The organism is Kaistia sp. MMO-174, from assembly GCF_037147815.1.
Lineage (GTDB): Bacteria > Pseudomonadota > Alphaproteobacteria > Rhizobiales > Kaistiaceae > Kaistia > Kaistia nematophila.
The window spans coordinates 262,023-277,391 of sequence record NZ_JBBCUO010000007.1 but is presented as its reverse complement, the minus strand read 5'-3'; the positions used below and the strand labels follow the sequence as shown (position 1 = coordinate 277,391).

Sequence of the window (15,369 nt, the reverse complement as noted above, 5' to 3'; positions counted from 1 at the left end):
CATGGGCTACATCGAGTACATGTTCCCGAAACCACGTGCGGCGGGGAAGAAAGGGGGTCGCCCGATCGGACGGGCCAAGGCTGGCCTGAACACCAAGCTGCGCGCCATCGCCGATGCCGAGGGACGGCGGTAGCGGCTGTTCATGACCGCAGGCCAGGTCGGCGACTACACCGGGCGGGTAGCCGCAGAGATTCGTCAGTCAGTTGGACATTTCAACAGCAAGTGGCGGAGGGAGCGGGATTCGAACCCGCGATACGGTTTCCCGTATACACACTTTCCAGGCGTGCGCCTTCAACCACTCGGCCACCCCTCCGTACCAAACGCCTTGCGGCGTGGAAGTCTGCCGGCGCAGCATTCGAGGCGGCGGGCGCATCGTGCGGGCGGGCAGGTCCTGCTCTTGGCAAGACAGGCGGTGCGGTATCACGAAGCCATGGGCCGCCGCAAGGGTCCCGGCGAAATCAGCCGGGGATCGTCGCGTATTCGTGGCCGTCGCTTCGGCAAGCGTTGCCGAATTCGCGCCGCCACACTATCTCTGGGCCAGTCGCCGCTGACCAGACGGGCCTGCCGGGCCGCGACGAGGGACCAGATCATGTTCACACTTCTCGTCCGCCTGCTCGGCCTTTTCGCCATCGCCGGAGCGGTGGTCGGGCTCGTCATCGACGGCACCAAGTCGATCGCCGCCTCGACGCTGACGGTGACGCCGCTGGGCCAGGCGTGGTTCGCCTTCGATCCCGCCAGTCTGAACGCCCTGCAAGCCGCCGTCGCCACCCATGTCGAGGTCTATGTCGGTCCGTGGGTGTGGTCGCCGGTGATCCAGTTCCTGCTGACGCTGCCGACCTGGCTGGTGCTTGGCGCCATCGGCGCCTGCCTTCTTCTCGCAGGGCGGCGGCGCCGCTACCACTCCGTCGTCGCCTGACATCCTCTCTCAGACAAGGAGACTTTCCATGAATCTCCTCGACCTTTTCGCGCGCAAGACCCGCATGCCCGCGCCGGGCGAAGCCTTGCCCGGCCGCGCGCAGCCGATCGTCGAGCCCGGCCTGCATTTCGTCAACGGCCACCCGATCGCCGGGCCCTATCCGGACGGCGTCCGCACGGCCCTGTTCGGCCTCGGCTGCTTCTGGGGGGCGGAGCGCAAGTTCTGGCAGACCCAGGGCGTCTGGGCGACGGCGGTCGGCTATGCCGGCGGCGAGACGCCGAACCCGACCTATTCCGAGGTCTGCACCGGCATGACCGGCCACAACGAGGTGGTGCTCGTCGCCTATGATCCGGCGGTGGTCTCCTATGGCGATCTGCTGAAGGTCTTCTTCGAGAGCCACGATCCGACCCAGGGCATGCGCCAGGGCAACGATGTCGGCACGCAGTACCGCTCCGGCATCTATGTCGCCGACGCGGCGGAGCGGCAGGCGGCGGAAGCGGCTCGAGACGCCTATCAGGCGGCGCTGGTGCAGCGCGGCTTCAGCCCGATCACCACCGAGATCGTCGACCGGCCGCCCTTCTATTTCGCCGAGGACGACCACCAGCAATATCTCGCCAAGAATCCCGGCGGCTATTGCGGGCTGGGCGGCACCGGCGTGTCTTGTCCCATCGGTACGGGGGTTGCCGCATCTTGAATGAACTTGTCGAGGCGGAGACGGACGATTTCGACAGGTCCGTCGGCGACGCAGCCATCGAGGGTCTTGCCCGAAAAGGCTACTGCGTCGTCGACGACCTTCTCCATCCAGATTTGATCCGAAGCCTGGCCGGCGAGCTGGCGGGGCTTGAAGCCTCCGGGGCGTTGGCCGCCGCGGCGGTCGGCCGCGAGGGCGGCCGTCGCCAGGCGGCCGAGATCCGGCGGGCGGCGATCCGCTGGTTCGACGGCAGCACGACGACCGAGCGGCGGCTGCTGGACGTGGCCGAGCAGCTGCGCATTGCCATCAATCGCCGGCTCTTCCTCGGCCTGTTCGACTTCGAGTGCAATTTCATCGCCTATCCGACCGGCGGCTTCTATGGTCGCCATCTCGATAGCCTTTCCGGCGCGCGCAATCGCGTCGTGTCGATGGTGATCTATCTCGATGCCGGCTGGCAGGCCGACTATGGCGGCATCCTGCGCCTGTGGGAGGCGACGGAAGAGGACGCCGGCACGGTGGAGGTCGTTCCCCAGGCCGGCCGCATCGTCCTGATGATGTCGGAGGAAATCCCGCATGAAGTGCTGCCGGCGCATCGGCCGCGCCATGCCGTCGCCGGCTGGTGGCGCGTCAACGCTTCGACCGGCCAGCGCCTCGACACCTCGCGCTGACCGCCTTCGCGCCAAACGGGCGCGGATCCCCGCCTATTGCCAATCTTCCCTGAATGGATCGATCGATGACCAGTGCGCTCTTCACTCCCATCACGCTCGGCGAGTTCACGATACCGAACCGCATCGCCGTGGCGCCGATGTGCATGTATTCCGCCGATGACGGCTCGGCGACCGACTGGCACGTCCAGCACTGGATGACGCTCGGAATTTCGGGCGCCGGCATGGTGACCTTCGAGGCGACCGGGGTCGAGCGGCGCGGCCGGATTTCGCATGGCTGCCTCGGGCTCTATTCGGACGCCAACGAGGCGGCGATGGCGCGGGCGCTGGCGACGGCGCGGCGCGTGGCGGCGCCGGGCGCCGTCTTCGGCGTGCAGCTCGGCCATGCCGGCCGCAAGGCCTCGACGCAACTGCCCTGGCTCGGTGGCGGGCCGCTGACGCCGGAGCAGGACGCCTGGCAGACGGTGGGGCCGTCCGCCATACCGTTCGCGCCCGGCTGGCATACGCCGACGGCGCTGGACGAGGCGGGCATCGAGACGATCGTCGAGGCCTTCGTCGCCGCCGCCAGGCGGGCGGAGCGGGCCGGGCTCGATTTCGTCGAGCTGCACGGCGCGCATGGCTATCTGCTGCACGAATTCCTGTCGCCGATCTCGAACCAGCGTACCGACCGCTGGGGCGGCAGCCTCGAGAACCGGATGCGCCTGATCGTGACGGTGGCGAAGGCGGTGCGCGCGGCGCTGCCGGAACGGATGTTCGTCGGCGCGCGGCTTTCGGCGGCGGAATGGGTGGAGCGGGACAATTTCAACGTCGAAGAGGCGGTCGAGGTCGCCAAGGCGCTGAAGGCGGCGGGCGTTGTCTATATCTGCGCCTCCACCGGCGGCAACGCGCATGACGCGAAGATCCCGCTCGGCCCGCTCTATCAGGTTGAATTCGCGGAGAAAATTCGCAAGGGCGCCGACATCGTGACGCGGGCCGTCGGCCTGATCACCACGCCGGCCGAGGCGGAAGCGGTGCTGCAGGAGGGCAGGGCCGACATGATCGCGCTCGCCCGCGCCATCCTCGCCGATCCGCGCTGGCCGTGGCGCGCCGCCTACGAGCTCGGCGCCGAGGCCTATGCGCCGCCGCAATATCTCCGCAGCCTGACGACGGTGAAGCACTGGGTCGTCGACGAGGATGACGACTAGGATCGGACCGGGTCTTCTTCCGCGCCAACCGGTCCCCGCTTCGCGCGAAGACGCTCCGGCGGAAACAGAAACGGCCGCTTCGAGGCGTTCGAAGCGGCCGTTTCTGTTAGCGATCCGTTAACCCCAGAGCCTTTCCGTGTTTCATTGAAACACGGAAAGGCTCTGGCTCTTTGTTCGGTCGCGTTTTCTTCACGCGAACCGGGATCCACTTCGCTTGAAAACGCTTTAGTGGAGCGTGCCGGTGACCGGCTGCTCGTCGGTCGGGTTCTCGATGTCGGCCGGCGGCGCGTCATAGGCCATCGGCGCCGCCGCGGCGGAGGGTTCCGGCGTCATGCCGGGAGGGGCCCCGATCAGCACCTGCCGGCAGGCGGCCGGCAGGTCGGCCAGCAGCATTGGCCGCGGCTTCACGGCGGGCTTGGTTGGCTTGGTCGGCGTCTTGGGCGGCTTCGGCGGCTGCAGCCAGGCGTCGAGCTCGGCGCCGCAGCCATCGCCCGGCGGCGGGGCCTTCTGCGGCACGCAGCTCGCCATGTGGGGCGGGCAGTCGAGCCGGACGTGGAAGTGGTAGGTGTGGCCCCACCAGGGACGAACCTTGTTGAGCCAGCCGCGGTCGCCGCGCGTATCCTCGCAGAGCGCCTTCTTGATCGCCGGGTTGACGAAGATGCGCGCCACCCGCGGGTCGAGCGCGGCGCGGCGGATCAGCCTGACCTGGCCCTGGGTCCAGACCGAGCGGTCGATCACGCGCGCCTTCTCGTTGACCATCGAGGTCGCGGCCATCGTCTCGCGCTCGTCGCGGGAGAGCAGGCGGCTCGGCATCGGCGTCAGCCAGAGGTCGACGTCGAGGCCGATCTGGTGGCTGGCATGGCCGGTGCGGGCCGGGCCACCGCGCGGCTGGCCCATGTCGCCGACCAAGAGCCCCGGCCAGCCGTCCTGCCGCTTGGCGTCGTGGGCGAGCTTCTCGGTGAAGGCGATCAGTTCCGGGGTGCCCCAGTTGCGGTTGCGCGACAGGCGCATGGCCTGCCAGTCGGGCCCGTTGACGGGCAGCGCCACCGCGCCGGCCAGGCAGCCCTTGGCATAGGAGCCGATCGAGCGCGCCTCGAGCGGGATCGGCGTCTTGACGTCCCCGAACAGAATCTTCGCCGGCGTCGTGTCGATCGAGTCCGCCAAGGCGGGCGCGCCGGCCAGAACCGGCAGCAGGATCGAAAGCGCCAGCGCGCGGATCGGCCTTTTCAGCATGATGACACCTTCCTGGTCAGCGCTCCCCGGCGGGCAGTATCGCCGATCAATCTTGACGATCTATCAACCATCGCCGGCTTGCCGCAGCGCACCGGCATTTGGACGAATATTCCAGTTTTGGACCTGTCTCGCCTTCGAGATGGAATGAACTGCCTGATGTCCGTCGAACGTAGGCAATCCATGCTCGAAACCGTCATGATTCCGCAATTGACCGGTTGCAATGCCGTGCGATACTCGCACCCTAGACGGCCGCGGGTCTCGTCGCGGCAGCCGGCACGCAACAGGGCATTCAGAAAATGGCACTCAATCTGGGGGACGTGGTCCCCGATTTCACCGCCGACTCGACCGAAGGCAAGATCTCGTTCCATGAGTATCTCGGCAATGGCTGGGGCGTTCTGTTCTCGCATCCGAAGAACTTCACCCCGGTCTGCACCACCGAGCTCGGCGCCGTCGCCAAGCTGAAGCCGGAATTCGACCGGCGCGGCGTCAAGGTCATCGGCCTCTCGGTCGATCAGCTCTCCAATCACGGCCAGTGGGTCGACGACATCCGCGACGCCACCGGCTCGACGCTGAACTTCCCGCTCATCGCCGATCACGACAAGAACGTCGCCAATCTCTACGGCATGATCCATCCGAACGCTTCCGACACGACGACCGTCCGTTCGGTCTTCATCATCGGCCCCGACAAGAAGCTGAAGCTGACGCTGACGTATCCGGCATCGACCGGGCGGAATTTTGACGAGATCCTGCGCGTCATCGACAGCCTGCAGCTGACGGCCAAGTTCTCGGTGGCGACGCCGGTCGACTGGAAGCACGGCGACGACGTGATCATCGTGCCGTCGGTGTCGGACGAGGCGGCCAAGGAGAAGTTCCCGGGCGGCTGGAAGACCGTGAAGCCCTATCTTCGCGTCGTGGCGCAGCCCAAGGTCGACGAGACCGTCTGATCGGGCGGTTCCGGTTCTGAAATGGCGTCGGCCCCGGCCGGCGCCATTTTTCGTTTGGGCTGCGTTTCGGCGGGTAAGGCAAGCAAGACCCTCACCCCAACCCTCTCCCACGCGCGGGAGAGGGTTGGGGTGAGGGGCTTACCGGCCACAGCCCCGGCTCTAGTCGATCCCCACGATCTCCGCGTCCCGGCCCGCGATGGCGATCTCGTCGCCGACGCTGCGGCCGATGACCGCCTGCGCCAGCGGCGAGACATGCGACACGGTGCCGGCATTCGGGTCGGCCTCGTCCTCGCCGACGATCCGGTAGGTCTGCCGCCGCCCATCCTCGCGCAGGATCGTCACCGTCGATCCGAACTGCACGGTCGCGCCGTCCGTCGGCGCCAATATGAGTTCGGCGCTGGCGCGCCGCTTCTGCCAGTAGCGCAGGTCGCGGGCGAGCGTCGCCGCCGTCATCCTGTCATCGGCAATCCGGGCCGCCGCCAGCGCGGCGGCGAGGCTGGCGAGTTCGGCCTCGATTGCCGCCAGGCCTTCCGGTGTCACCAGGTTTGGATGCGGCGAGACAGGGCGCTCCGGCAAGCCGTCATCGCCCTGGTCCGCGTCGTCTTCCTTCACGAAGGCCCTGCTCATGCGGGGAGGGTAGGGTTCCCGGCCCGCGCCGTCCACCGGCTCGTGGGGACGACTTGTCCGGCGCGCGGAAAAATCGACGCCGGCCGGGCGCCAGAATTCGAAACGCTATGGCAGCGCGGAAAAAACGGCTATGGAAGCCGCCTTCCTCCTCGCATCCTGGCCGATCCATGACATCCAATTCTGCCGCCGCCCTCAAGCCCATCGCCGTCCTGAGCGACCGGGCCGGACTAGGCGACGCGCTGATGGTCTGCCCGCTGATCTGGGCCGTGGCGGAGCGCTATCCCGGCCATCCGATCTGGTGGATCTCCTCCTGCCCCGACAAGCTGACCCGCACGGTGCATGAACTGGTCGCCGACATCGCGCCGACCTTCGTGCATTTTCCGCGCGCCCGCTATTGGCCGGTTCCCGTCATTTCGGCGCTTCTGAAGCTGCCGCGCTTCCACAGGGTTTTCGACGTGCGTTCGCGCGTCGGCGACGTGCTGCTGGCGCGCGCCTTCCTGAAGTCGAAGGGATTCCAGAGCAGCATCCCGATCGGCAAGCTGCACCGGCCGGCGCTGATCGTCGATCGCAGCTGGTCGACGATCGAGGCGGATGCCGGCCGCAAGCTCGACTGGACGCTTTCCGCCAGGGATGGCTTCCACCTGTCGCCGAAGGCCGAGGCGCTGGCGGCGGAGCTGTTTCCGGCCGATCGCCGCCATGTCGGCATCGCGGTGACGACCAAGGGCGGCAAGGGCTGGCCGGTGCCGCGCAACATCGCCTTCGCCAGGCTGCTGCTGGCCGAGGGGCTGACGCCGGTCTTCTTCTCCGGCCCGTCGGAGCGCGAGGAAATCGCCGCGATCCGCGCCGCCGTGCCGGAGGCGATGTTCACGCCGGCGCGCTATGACGGCGAGCCTGACAGCGTCTACCGGCTGGAGCTGACGGCGGCGAGCGCCCGGCGCATCACCGTCGGCGTCGCGCCGGATACCGGGCTCGGCCACCTGATGGGTATTTCGCTGGTGCCGATGGTCAGCCTGTTCGGCCCCGGCGAGCCCGAGCGCTGGGCGCCGCAGGCGGTCCGCAACATCATCGTCCAGGCGCCCGAGATCGACGGCAAGCGCCGCATGGACACGATCGAGCCGGAAACGGTGCTGAAGGCCGTGCACGACATGCTGCGCGGGTAGGGGCTGGCCTTGGCAGGCTAGCCTCTGCCCCAACCCCAACCTGGCCGTCATCCCGGGCGAAGAACCGGGATGACGACGGAGTTTGGGTTGACGACCGAACCAGTCGCGGAAGGAAGAGCGGCCCCAGAAACAGAACGGCCGTCCCGATGGGATCGGAACGGCCGGTTATTCCAACAGCGCAGCGGCGGCTCAATCGTCCATCTTGAGCGCGGCGATGAAGGCTTCCTGCGGGATGTCGACCTTGCCGAACTGGCGCATCTTCCGCTTGCCTTCCTTCTGCTTGTCCAGAAGCTTGCGCTTGCGGGTGATGTCGCCGCCATAGCACTTCGCCGTCACGTCCTTGCGCATGGCGCGGACCGTCTCGCGGGCGATGATCTTGCCGCCGATCGCCGCCTGGATCGGGATGACGAACAGGTGCTGCGGGATCAGGTCCTTCAGCTTCTCGCACATGGCGCGGCCGCGCCGCTCGGCCTGGGTGCGGTGCACCAGCATCGACAGCGCGTCGACCGGCTCGCCATTGACGAGGATCTGCAGCTTGACCAGGTCGCCGGGGCGGTGGTCGGTCAGGTGATAGTCGAACGAGGCATAGCCCTTCGAGATCGACTTCAGCCGGTCGTAGAAGTCGAACACCACCTCATTGAGCGGCAGGTCGTAGGTGACCATGGCGCGGGTGCCGACATAGGAGAGGTCGGACTGGATGCCGCGCCGCTCCTGGCAGAGCTTGAGGATGGCGCCGAGATATTCGTCCGGCGTCAGGATCGTGGCGCGGATCCAAGGCTCCGCAATTTCTTCGATCTTCATCACATCCGGCATGTCGGCCGGATTGTGCAGGTCCATCTCGCTGCCATCGGTCAGCAGGATCTTGTAGATGACCGAGGGGGCCGTCGCGATCAGGTCGAGATTGAACTCGCGCTCCAGCCGCTCCTGGATGATCTCCAGATGCAGGAGGCCGAGGAAGCCGCAGCGGAAGCCGAAACCGAGCGCCGCCGAGGATTCCATCTCGAACGAGAACGACGCGTCGTTGAGGCGAAGGCGGCCCATGGCGGCGCGCAGTTCCTCGAAATCGGCGGCGTCGACCGGGAACAGGCCGCAGAACACCACCGGCTGCGCCGGCTTGAAGCCCGGCAGCGCCTCGGCGGTCGGCTTCTTGTCGTCGGTGATGGTATCGCCGACGCGCGTATCCGCGACTTCCTTGATCGAGGCGGTCAGGAAGCCGATCTCGCCCGGGCCGAGGCTTTCGACCGGCACCAGCTTCGGCGTGAAATAGCCGACCCGCTCGACGTCGTAGACGGCGTCGGCGCCCATCATGCGGATGCGCATGCCCTTCTTCAGGTGGCCGTCGATGACGCGGATCAGCACGATGACGCCGAGATAGGAATCGTACCAGCTGTCGACCAGCATCGCCTTCAGCGGCGCGTCGGCGTCGCCCTTCGGCGGCGGCAGGCGGGTGACGATCGCTTCCAGCACGTCGGGGATGCCGATGCCGGTCTTGGCCGAGATCAGCACGGCCTCGGAGGCGTCGATGCCGATCACTTCCTCGATCTGCGCCTTGATGCGGTCGGGCTCGGCCGCCGGCAGGTCGATCTTGTTCAGGACAGGCAGGATCTCGAGGTCGTTGTCGATCGCCTGGTAGACGTTCGCCAGCGTCTGCGCCTCGACGCCCTGCGAGGCATCGACGACGAGCAGCGCGCCTTCGCAGGCGGCGAGCGACCGCGACACCTCATAGGCGAAGTCGACGTGGCCGGGCGTGTCCATCAGGTTCAGGATGTAGTTCTTGCCATCCTTCGCCTTGTAGTCCAGCCGGACGGTCTGCGCCTTGATCGTGATGCCGCGCTCGCGCTCGATGTCCATCGAGTCGAGAACCTGTTCCTTCATCTCGCGGTCGCTCAGGCCGCCGGTGGCCTGGATCAATCGGTCGGCAAGCGTCGACTTGCCATGATCGATATGGGCGACGATGGAGAAATTGCGGATGTTGTCTTGCGGCGCGGTGCTCATGGCGCGCTCAATAGCATCAAGGATGTTGGCCGCAAAGCGCTGAAACGCGCCTTTTCAACGCCGGCCGGCATGGAGCACGCCAAGTTCATCGGCGCGGGCGACGATCCTGTCGGCGAGTTCGGCCACGAGCGGGCGCGAGAGCGCCTCCGGACTGCCGGTGACAAGGGCGGAATCGCGCCAGATCACGGGCATGTCGATCGGCGCCAGGTCGATCAGCCGGCCCTCGGCGAGGTCGTGGGTGATCGAGGCCTCGAGCAGGTGGCCGATCGCCTCGCCGCGCTCGATCAGGGCGCGGCCGGAGCTGAACAGCACCTGCGAACTGGTGCGGGCCCGATGGCGCAGGCTGACGATCGCGTCGGGCGTCACCTGCCACCAGAAGAAGGAGAGGAAATGCGGCGCGACGGCGAAGATGCGGTCGAGCGTCGGCTGCGGCCCGATCTCCCGCGCCAGCGCCGGCGAGGCGGCGAGCACGGCCTTCTCGCGCAGGATCGCGACCGGCTCCAGCGCCTCGAGCAGCGGATCGAAGTTCGGCCAGCCGATGATGGCGAGGTCGAGGCTGCGGTCATGCAGCCATTCGGCGATGTCGCGGTGGCGGCCTTCCTCGAAGCGCACTTCGACGCGGGGATGGGCGTGCATGAAGTCGACGACGGCGGGCGTCGCCAGCGGTTCGATCAGGCTGCGGAGCGAGGCGAAGGCGATGCGGCCGCGATCGACGCTGCGCATGGCGTCCTCGCTCTCGAGCAGGGTCGCCAGGATGCGCCGGGCATAGGAGAGGAAGGTGGCGCCGCGCTCGGTCAGCTCGACCTTGCGGCCGCGGGTGAACAGCGCGCCGCCGACATGGCTCTCCAGCGTGCGGATGCGCATCGAGATCGTCGCCTGGGTGACGTTGAGCCGGGCGGCCGCCTTGGTGAAGCTGCCGTCGCGCACGATCCGGTCGAAGCTGCGAAGCTGGTCGATATCCATAAAAAGTACTTATGCTTCGGTTCAAATTTTCCTATTCTGATAGTTTATCATTGACATAAACGATGCAAAAGCTTGTTTTTGGGCGAAAGACCAACCGATGGAGCCATGATGGTTTCGATCCTGTCCCTAGATGGGCCGGCGGCGCGCGCCGCCATCCCGGCGCTCGCCGGCATCCTCGTCGACGCCGTGGCGCATGGCGCCTCGGTCAATTTCCTCGCCGGCTTTTCGCAGGCCGAGGGCGAGGTGTTCTGGGGCGGCCAGATGGCGGCGATCGAGGCCGGCAGCCGCGTGCTGCTGGTCGCCGAGCTCGACGGGCGCATCGTCGGCACCGTGGTGGTGACCTTCGCGCCGCAGCCGAACGGGCCGCACCGGGCGGAGATCGGCAAGATGCTGGTGCATTCGAGCGCCCGCCGCCGCGGCCTCGGCAGCCGGCTGCTGCAGGCGGCGGAAGACGTGGTCCGCGCCTCCGGCCGGACGCTGGCGCATCTCGACACCCAGACCGGCTCGGCCGGCGAGGCGCTCTACCGGGCGCGCGGCTGGACCGAGATGGGCGTCATGCCCGGCCATTCCCTGACGCCGGACGGGCGGCTCGCTGCGGCGACATTCTTCTACAAGCAGGTTTGAGCATGACGACGATCCGCGCGGCCACAGAGGCCGACCTCCCCACCATCCTGGCCATCTACAACGACGCGGTGGTCAACACGGCGGCGATCTGGAACGACGATCTCGTCGATCTCGACAACCGTATCGCCTGGTTCCGCGCCCGCATCGGGCAGGGCTTCCCGGTGCTGGTCGCGGTCGAGGGCGAGCGCGTGCTCGGCTATGCCAGCTATGGCGATTTCCGCGCCTTCCAGGGCTATCGCTTCACGGTCGAGAACTCGATCTATGTCGCGGGCGAGGCGCGCGGCAAGGGCGCCGGCTCGGCGTTGCTTGCCGCCCTCGTCGAGGCCGCCAGGGCGCAGGGCAAGCACATGATGGTCGCCGGCATCGAGGCCGGCAACGCGGTGTCGATCCGCCTGCACGAGAAGCAGGGTTTTGTGGAGACGGCGCGTATGCCCGAGCTCGGCTTCAAGTTCGGCCGCTATCTCGACCTGGTCTTCCTGCAGAAGAAGCTGGACTAGATCGCCAGCGCGCGCGCCCGCATGGCAAGCGCCGCGCCTTCGGCGACGGCGGCATAGGCGACCGCCTTCTTGCGGAAGGCGATGAAGGCCGGATGCACCTCGCGCGCCATCGGGCTCGCCTCGCCGACCTCGGCCAGGACCTCGGCCGAAGTCTTGGCGAGCGCGTCGATCACCCCGTTCGGGAAGCTCTTCACCACCGTGCCGCGCTCGATCAGCGTCGGCAAAGCGAGGATGTTGTTGGCGGTGAAATCGGCCGAGACCTCCAGTGCGGCCGCCGCGGCGGCGGTGCGCACCACGGCCTGCAGGTCGGCCGGCAGCGCCGCGAACGCCGCCTTGCCGATCATCAGCTCCATCGCCGTCGCCAGTTCGTGGAAGGCCGGCATGTAGCAGAACGGCGCGGCGCGCGGCAGGTTGAGCGCGAGGTCGTTCCACGGGCCGACCCATTCGGCCGCGTCGATCGCGCCCGTCTGAAGTGCCGCCGCGATGTCGCCCTGCGGCAGCAGCACGGGGCTGGCGCCGAGCCGCTTCAGCACGTCGCCGCCGAGGCCGGTGATGCGGATGGTGAGCCCCTTGAAATCCTCTGCCGTGCGGATCTCGCGCTTGAACCAGCCGGCGGCCTGCGGCCCGGTCGAGCCGACATAGAGCGGCAGCACTCCGAACGGCTCGTAAGCGCGCTCCCAGAGCGTCTGGCCGCCACCGAAATCGAGCCAGGCGATGTGCTCGCTCGCCGTCAGCCCGAAGGGCACGCCGGAGAAATAGTGGAAGGCAGGATCCTTGGCCGCCCAGTAATAGGGCGAGCCATGGCCCATCTCGGCCTTGCCGGTCGAGACGGCGTCGAAGACCTGTGTCGGCGCGACGAGGTCGCCGGCGGCGAAGACCTGGATCTTGAGGCGGCCGTCGGACAGCGTCGCGATGCGGTCGGCGAGGCGCTGCGCGCTTTCGCCGACGCCGGGCGCATCCTTCGGCCAGGCCGTCGCCATCTTCCAGACGAGGCTGTCGGCGGCGCGCGCGATCGAGGGCGCGGCGAGCGGGGTGGCGGCAAGGCCCGCGCCGAGTCCGGCTGCGCCGAACCCGATCAGTCGCCGCCGATCGATCTGTCCCTGCTTCCGCGTCATGCCATTCCCTCGAACCTTCGCCATTGCAGCCTATCAGTGCTGAATGACAGCTGAACACCCGTCTGGCCGACGTGAACAGAAATCTGGGACATTGACGGCGACGGCCGGAGTGGCCAGTTTTACGGCGTGACTCTCGCACGGCGTTTCGCCGCCCTCGTCCTGATCGTCGTCAGCCTGCTGCTTCCGGGTGGTTCCGGGTCGGCCTGGGCCATGGCCGATCACGCCGGGCAGGCGGATTGTCCGCATGCGGCGATGGTCCTGCCATCGGGCAACGCGTCGCATGGCGGCGCGATGGCGCACGTCGCGATGGCGCATGTCATGCCGGTCGTCGCGGTTTCCGGCGCCCCGCATCCGCTTCCCGCCGCCGCGCCGTCGCTGCCCGCCTGCTGCATCGCCATCACCTCTACCGTCCCGGCGCTCGACGCCGGGCCCGCGCTTGCGGCCGGAGAGACCGGTGCGCGGCTGCGGCCGCTTTCCGACGCCATGCCGGCGCAGCGGTCGATCGGTCCCGACTTGCCGCCGCCTCGCGCCTGATCGTCCCCGTCGTCAAGCCATGGGCCGGAAGCGCGCGGGCCGCGCCGGCCATCCCCATGCCCGCATTTTCATACAGAGACGAACGATCATGAACACCATCCTGAAACTGGCGGCCGCCGCCGCGCTTTCGCTCGCCATTCTGCCGGCTTCGGCCGAGGAAGCCATGGATCATGCCGAGATGGATCACGCGATGGATCACGGCCAGATGGACCATGGCGCCATGGCGAAGGAACAGCCGGGCGACAGCCCGTCGACCAAGGCCTTCCGCGCCGCCGACAAGGCGATGATGCAGGACATGGCGATCGAATATTCGGGCAATGCCGACGTCGATTTCTTCCGCGCGATGATCCCGCATCACGAGGGCGCGGTCGCCATGGCCGAGGTCGAGCTGCAATACGGCAAGGACCCGGAAGCGCGGAAGCTGGCCGAAGCCGTCATCAAGGCGCAGAAGGAAGAGATCGCCTTCATGAAGGCCTGGCTGGCCAAGAACGCGCCGTAGCAAGATCAGCCGGTAATAAGCCGTAGAAGAGAATCAAGATCGCGGCCGCGTGAATAGCGGTTGCGATCTTGGCCGATCCTGCCAACGATTCTTGGCCCGGCGCGTGTCGGGAGATTGACACCTGCAACGCGCGGATGTTCCCTCAACCCGCGGGGAAAGCGCGACGCCGTCGCGGCTTCGTTGGAAGGTGATGTCGTTGAGACATCCAAGGGAGATCGGCACTATGAAGATGCGATCCGCACTCATCCTGGTCGGCGCAAGCATGTCGCTGGGCCTGTTGGCGTCGGCCCTGCCGGCGTCCGCCGCGACTTCGTCGCCCGCCATGCAGTCCTGCAGCGACGACTGGTCCAAGATGAAGGCAGCCAACAAGGTTCCGGACGGCCAGACCTGGCCGAAATTCTGGAGCCAGTGCTCCAAGGACTATGCCGCTGCGCACCCGGATGCAGCCGCTGCCGCGCCCGCCGCCGATACCAAGGCCGCCAAGACCACGGCCAACACGACGGCCAAGACGACGCCCGCCGCGCCGGCCGCTGCCGACGCCAAGGCCGGTGGCAAGTCGGGCGCCATGCAGTCCTGCAGCGACGACTGGGCCAAGCTGAAGGCCGCCAACAAGGTTCCGGCCGGCCAGACCTGGCCGAAGTTCTGGAGCCAGTGCTCCAAGGATTATGCCGCCGCCAATCCGGACGGCGCCGCTGCGCCTGCCGCCAAGGCGGGCTCGGCGAAGGCCGCGACGACGGACGAGGATCTCGGCATGGCGCTGCCCGATCCCGACGCCGCCGCCAAGCTCGACACCGGCAAGACCACTGCCGGCAAGCGGCAGATGACCCCGGGCCAGCAGGCCGCCGTCGTCCGCATCCGCGCCTGCGGCGCGGAGTGGCAGGCGAAGAAGGCGGCGGGCAAGCTGCCGGAGGGCGCCAAGTGGCCGCAATACTGGAGCGACTGCAACAAGCGGCTGAAGGCCAAGGGGCAGTAGCCCCTGCAATGTTGGTGTAGTCATAGGCATGTAGCCTCGTTCCGGTCGGGGGCAGAGAACGACGTTCCGTTTGGAAGGAGAACCATCATGGGAATCTTTGACGGTCTTGTCGGCAATGTCCTCGCGGCGCTTCAGGGCCAGCAAGGCGAGGGCGTCCAGCCGGACGCCCTTGGCCAGGCTCTGAACGGCGCGCTCGCCAATACCCAGTTCGGCAGTCTCGACGGCGTGCTCAGCCAGTTGCAGAGTTCCGGCCTCGGGGCGCAGGTCGCCTCCTGGCTCGGCCAGGGCAACAACCTGCCGATCAGTGCCGACCAGTTGCGCGAGGCGCTGGGCAACGAGGAACTGCAGAAACTCGGCACCCAGCTCGGCATTCCGATGGACCAGGTCAGCGATATCCTCGCCAAGGTCCTGCCTCCCACCGTCGACCAGTTGAGCCCGAACGGCACGCTGGCGCCGCCGGCGGGACCGACGCCCGGCTGAGTTCGGGCGCTTCTTATTCGGGTGCGGTGCAAGACCCTCGCCCCAACCTCTCCCGCGTGCGGGAGAGGGCTTTCTTTCGTGTGGTTCGGCAATCGCGCCACCTCCGTGGCGGAGCGCCGGCCGGAACCCTCGCCCGCCTGCGGGAGACTGCAGGGTGAGGGGGCTGGCCGTGCGTATCGCGCGTGATTCGAGACGGCCCTCGCGCTTTCATGCTTCGATCGAAGCGCCGGCTGTCCCCATGGCACCCGAGATCGCAGTGCGGAGAGATG

At 67.6% G+C, this 15,369-nt stretch carries 17 protein-coding genes, 1 tRNA gene and 1 pseudogene; 13 read left to right on the top strand and 6 right to left on the bottom strand.

What is annotated here, in order from left to right:
- Nucleotides 1-46: 46 nt before the first annotated feature.
- Nucleotides 47-130: pseudogene (locus tag WFK98_RS24805) on the top strand (IS5/IS1182 family transposase); the annotation flags it as partial.
- A gap of 93 nt (nt 131-223) precedes the next feature.
- On the opposite strand, the gene WFK98_RS24800 reads toward WFK98_RS24805, so the two are convergent.
- Nucleotides 224-313 (bottom strand) — tRNA-Ser (locus tag WFK98_RS24800).
- Between the two features lie 276 nt (nt 314-589).
- Between WFK98_RS24800 and WFK98_RS24795 the strand changes: the two genes are divergently transcribed.
- From WFK98_RS24795 to WFK98_RS24780, 4 genes are all read left to right on the top strand, one after another.
- Entirely contained in the window at nt 590-916 is a 327-nt protein-coding gene (locus tag WFK98_RS24795) for a hypothetical protein (protein WP_336802158.1), read from the top strand.
- Between the two features lie 28 nt (nt 917-944).
- A complete protein-coding gene (msrA, locus tag WFK98_RS24790) occupies nt 945-1,610 on the top strand; it encodes a peptide-methionine (S)-S-oxide reductase MsrA (RefSeq protein ID WP_336802157.1) in 666 nt (221 codons plus the stop codon).
- Nucleotides 1,607-2,275 (top strand): 2OG-Fe(II) oxygenase, encoded by a 669-nt coding sequence (locus WFK98_RS24785; RefSeq protein ID WP_336802156.1) that lies wholly within the window; start codon nt 1,607-1,609, stop codon nt 2,273-2,275. Before msrA ends, WFK98_RS24785 begins: the two co-directional genes overlap by 4 nt.
- 65 nt (nt 2,276-2,340) lie before the next feature.
- Complete coding sequence (locus tag WFK98_RS24780; protein WP_336802155.1) at nt 2,341-3,456, top strand: NADH:flavin oxidoreductase/NADH oxidase; 1,116 nt, start codon at nt 2,341-2,343, stop codon at nt 3,454-3,456.
- Between the two features lie 225 nt (nt 3,457-3,681).
- Here WFK98_RS24780 and mepA read toward each other — a convergent pair whose 3' ends face one another.
- Nucleotides 3,682-4,689 carry a penicillin-insensitive murein endopeptidase gene (mepA, locus tag WFK98_RS24775; protein ID WP_336802154.1) on the bottom strand — a complete coding sequence of 336 codons (1,008 nt, stop codon included), beginning with the start codon at nt 4,687-4,689 and terminating at the stop codon, nt 3,682-3,684.
- Between the two features lie 296 nt (nt 4,690-4,985).
- On the opposite strand from mepA, the gene WFK98_RS24770 reads away from it, so the two are divergent.
- The gene (locus tag WFK98_RS24770; protein ID WP_266337100.1) at nt 4,986-5,633 is read left to right on the top strand and encodes a peroxiredoxin; all 648 of its coding nucleotides are present in this window, start codon (nt 4,986-4,988) and stop codon (nt 5,631-5,633) included.
- Nucleotides 5,634-5,792: 159 nt separating this feature from the next.
- Here the strand turns inward: WFK98_RS24770 and greA are convergent, their stop codons facing one another.
- Nucleotides 5,793-6,260 (bottom strand): transcription elongation factor GreA, encoded by a 468-nt coding sequence (gene greA / locus WFK98_RS24765; protein WP_336802153.1) that lies wholly within the window; start codon nt 6,258-6,260, stop codon nt 5,793-5,795.
- Nucleotides 6,261-6,427: 167 nt separating this feature from the next.
- Here greA and WFK98_RS24760 point away from each other — a divergent pair, with 167 nt between their 5' ends.
- Complete coding sequence (locus tag WFK98_RS24760) at nt 6,428-7,420, top strand: glycosyltransferase family 9 protein (RefSeq protein WP_336802152.1); 993 nt, start codon at nt 6,428-6,430, stop codon at nt 7,418-7,420.
- A 189-nt stretch (nt 7,421-7,609) separates the two neighbouring features.
- Here WFK98_RS24760 and lepA read toward each other — a convergent pair whose 3' ends face one another.
- A complete protein-coding gene (gene lepA, locus WFK98_RS24755) occupies nt 7,610-9,415 on the bottom strand; it encodes a translation elongation factor 4 (RefSeq protein WP_266337103.1) in 1,806 nt (601 codons plus the stop codon).
- A 54-nt stretch (nt 9,416-9,469) separates the two neighbouring features.
- A complete protein-coding gene (locus WFK98_RS24750) occupies nt 9,470-10,378 on the bottom strand; it encodes a LysR family transcriptional regulator (protein WP_266337104.1) in 909 nt (302 codons plus the stop codon).
- Nucleotides 10,379-10,483: 105 nt separating this feature from the next.
- Between WFK98_RS24750 and WFK98_RS24745 the strand changes: the two genes are divergently transcribed.
- Both WFK98_RS24745 and WFK98_RS24740 read left to right on the top strand, forming a co-directional pair.
- Nucleotides 10,484-11,002: a GNAT family N-acetyltransferase gene (locus tag WFK98_RS24745; protein WP_420909584.1), complete on the top strand. Its 519-nt coding sequence runs from the start codon at nt 10,484-10,486 to the stop codon at nt 11,000-11,002.
- A gap of 2 nt (nt 11,003-11,004) precedes the next feature.
- Nucleotides 11,005-11,499: a GNAT family N-acetyltransferase gene (locus WFK98_RS24740; protein ID WP_336802151.1), complete on the top strand. Its 495-nt coding sequence runs from the start codon at nt 11,005-11,007 to the stop codon at nt 11,497-11,499.
- Here the strand turns inward: WFK98_RS24740 and WFK98_RS24735 are convergent.
- Nucleotides 11,496-12,614, bottom strand: coding sequence for a TRAP transporter substrate-binding protein (locus WFK98_RS24735; RefSeq protein WP_266337106.1), 1,119 nt, complete (start codon nt 12,612-12,614; stop codon nt 11,496-11,498). The genes WFK98_RS24740 and WFK98_RS24735 overlap by 4 nt on opposite strands.
- A gap of 126 nt (nt 12,615-12,740) precedes the next feature.
- Here WFK98_RS24735 and WFK98_RS24730 point away from each other — a divergent pair, with 126 nt between their 5' ends.
- From WFK98_RS24730 to WFK98_RS24715, 4 genes are all read left to right on the top strand, one after another.
- Complete coding sequence (locus WFK98_RS24730) at nt 12,741-13,148, top strand: hypothetical protein (RefSeq protein WP_336802150.1); 408 nt, start codon at nt 12,741-12,743, stop codon at nt 13,146-13,148.
- Between the two features lie 88 nt (nt 13,149-13,236).
- On the top strand, nt 13,237-13,647 hold the full coding sequence (copM, locus tag WFK98_RS24725; protein ID WP_336802149.1) for a CopM family metallochaperone: 411 nt from the start codon (nt 13,237-13,239) through the stop codon (nt 13,645-13,647).
- Between the two features lie 223 nt (nt 13,648-13,870).
- Nucleotides 13,871-14,620 (top strand): hypothetical protein, encoded by a 750-nt coding sequence (locus WFK98_RS24720; RefSeq protein WP_336802148.1) that lies wholly within the window; start codon nt 13,871-13,873, stop codon nt 14,618-14,620.
- Nucleotides 14,621-14,707: 87 nt separating this feature from the next.
- Complete coding sequence (locus tag WFK98_RS24715) at nt 14,708-15,100, top strand: YidB family protein (protein ID WP_336802147.1); 393 nt, start codon at nt 14,708-14,710, stop codon at nt 15,098-15,100.
- The last annotated feature ends 269 nt before the right edge of the window (nt 15,101-15,369 follow it).

What these genes read in the sequence shown, in the direction of transcription:
- WFK98_RS24745 (WP_420909584.1), top strand. Translation starts at nt 10,484, where the DNA reads ATGATGGTTTCGATCCTGTCCCTAGATGGGCCGGCGGCGCGCGCCGCC.
- WFK98_RS24770 (WP_266337100.1), top strand. Translation starts at nt 4,986, where the DNA reads ATGGCACTCAATCTGGGGGACGTGGTCCCCGATTTCACCGCCGACTCG.
- WFK98_RS24760 (WP_336802152.1), top strand. Translation starts at nt 6,428, where the DNA reads ATGACATCCAATTCTGCCGCCGCCCTCAAGCCCATCGCCGTCCTGAGC.
- WFK98_RS24715 (WP_336802147.1), top strand. Translation starts at nt 14,708, where the DNA reads ATGGGAATCTTTGACGGTCTTGTCGGCAATGTCCTCGCGGCGCTTCAG.
- greA (WP_336802153.1), bottom strand. Translation starts at nt 6,260, where the DNA reads ATGAGCAGGGCCTTCGTGAAGGAAGACGACGCGGACCAGGGCGATGAC.
- WFK98_RS24795 (WP_336802158.1), top strand. Translation starts at nt 590, where the DNA reads ATGTTCACACTTCTCGTCCGCCTGCTCGGCCTTTTCGCCATCGCCGGA.
- WFK98_RS24780 (WP_336802155.1), top strand. Translation starts at nt 2,341, where the DNA reads ATGACCAGTGCGCTCTTCACTCCCATCACGCTCGGCGAGTTCACGATA.
- mepA (WP_336802154.1), bottom strand. Translation starts at nt 4,689, where the DNA reads ATGCTGAAAAGGCCGATCCGCGCGCTGGCGCTTTCGATCCTGCTGCCG.
- msrA (WP_336802157.1), top strand. Translation starts at nt 945, where the DNA reads ATGAATCTCCTCGACCTTTTCGCGCGCAAGACCCGCATGCCCGCGCCG.
- WFK98_RS24720 (WP_336802148.1), top strand. Translation starts at nt 13,871, where the DNA reads ATGAAGATGCGATCCGCACTCATCCTGGTCGGCGCAAGCATGTCGCTG.
- WFK98_RS24740 (WP_336802151.1), top strand. Translation starts at nt 11,005, where the DNA reads ATGACGACGATCCGCGCGGCCACAGAGGCCGACCTCCCCACCATCCTG.
- copM (WP_336802149.1), top strand. Translation starts at nt 13,237, where the DNA reads ATGAACACCATCCTGAAACTGGCGGCCGCCGCCGCGCTTTCGCTCGCC.
- WFK98_RS24735 (WP_266337106.1), bottom strand. Translation starts at nt 12,614, where the DNA reads ATGACGCGGAAGCAGGGACAGATCGATCGGCGGCGACTGATCGGGTTC.
- lepA (WP_266337103.1), bottom strand. Translation starts at nt 9,415, where the DNA reads ATGAGCACCGCGCCGCAAGACAACATCCGCAATTTCTCCATCGTCGCC.
- WFK98_RS24750 (WP_266337104.1), bottom strand. Translation starts at nt 10,378, where the DNA reads ATGGATATCGACCAGCTTCGCAGCTTCGACCGGATCGTGCGCGACGGC.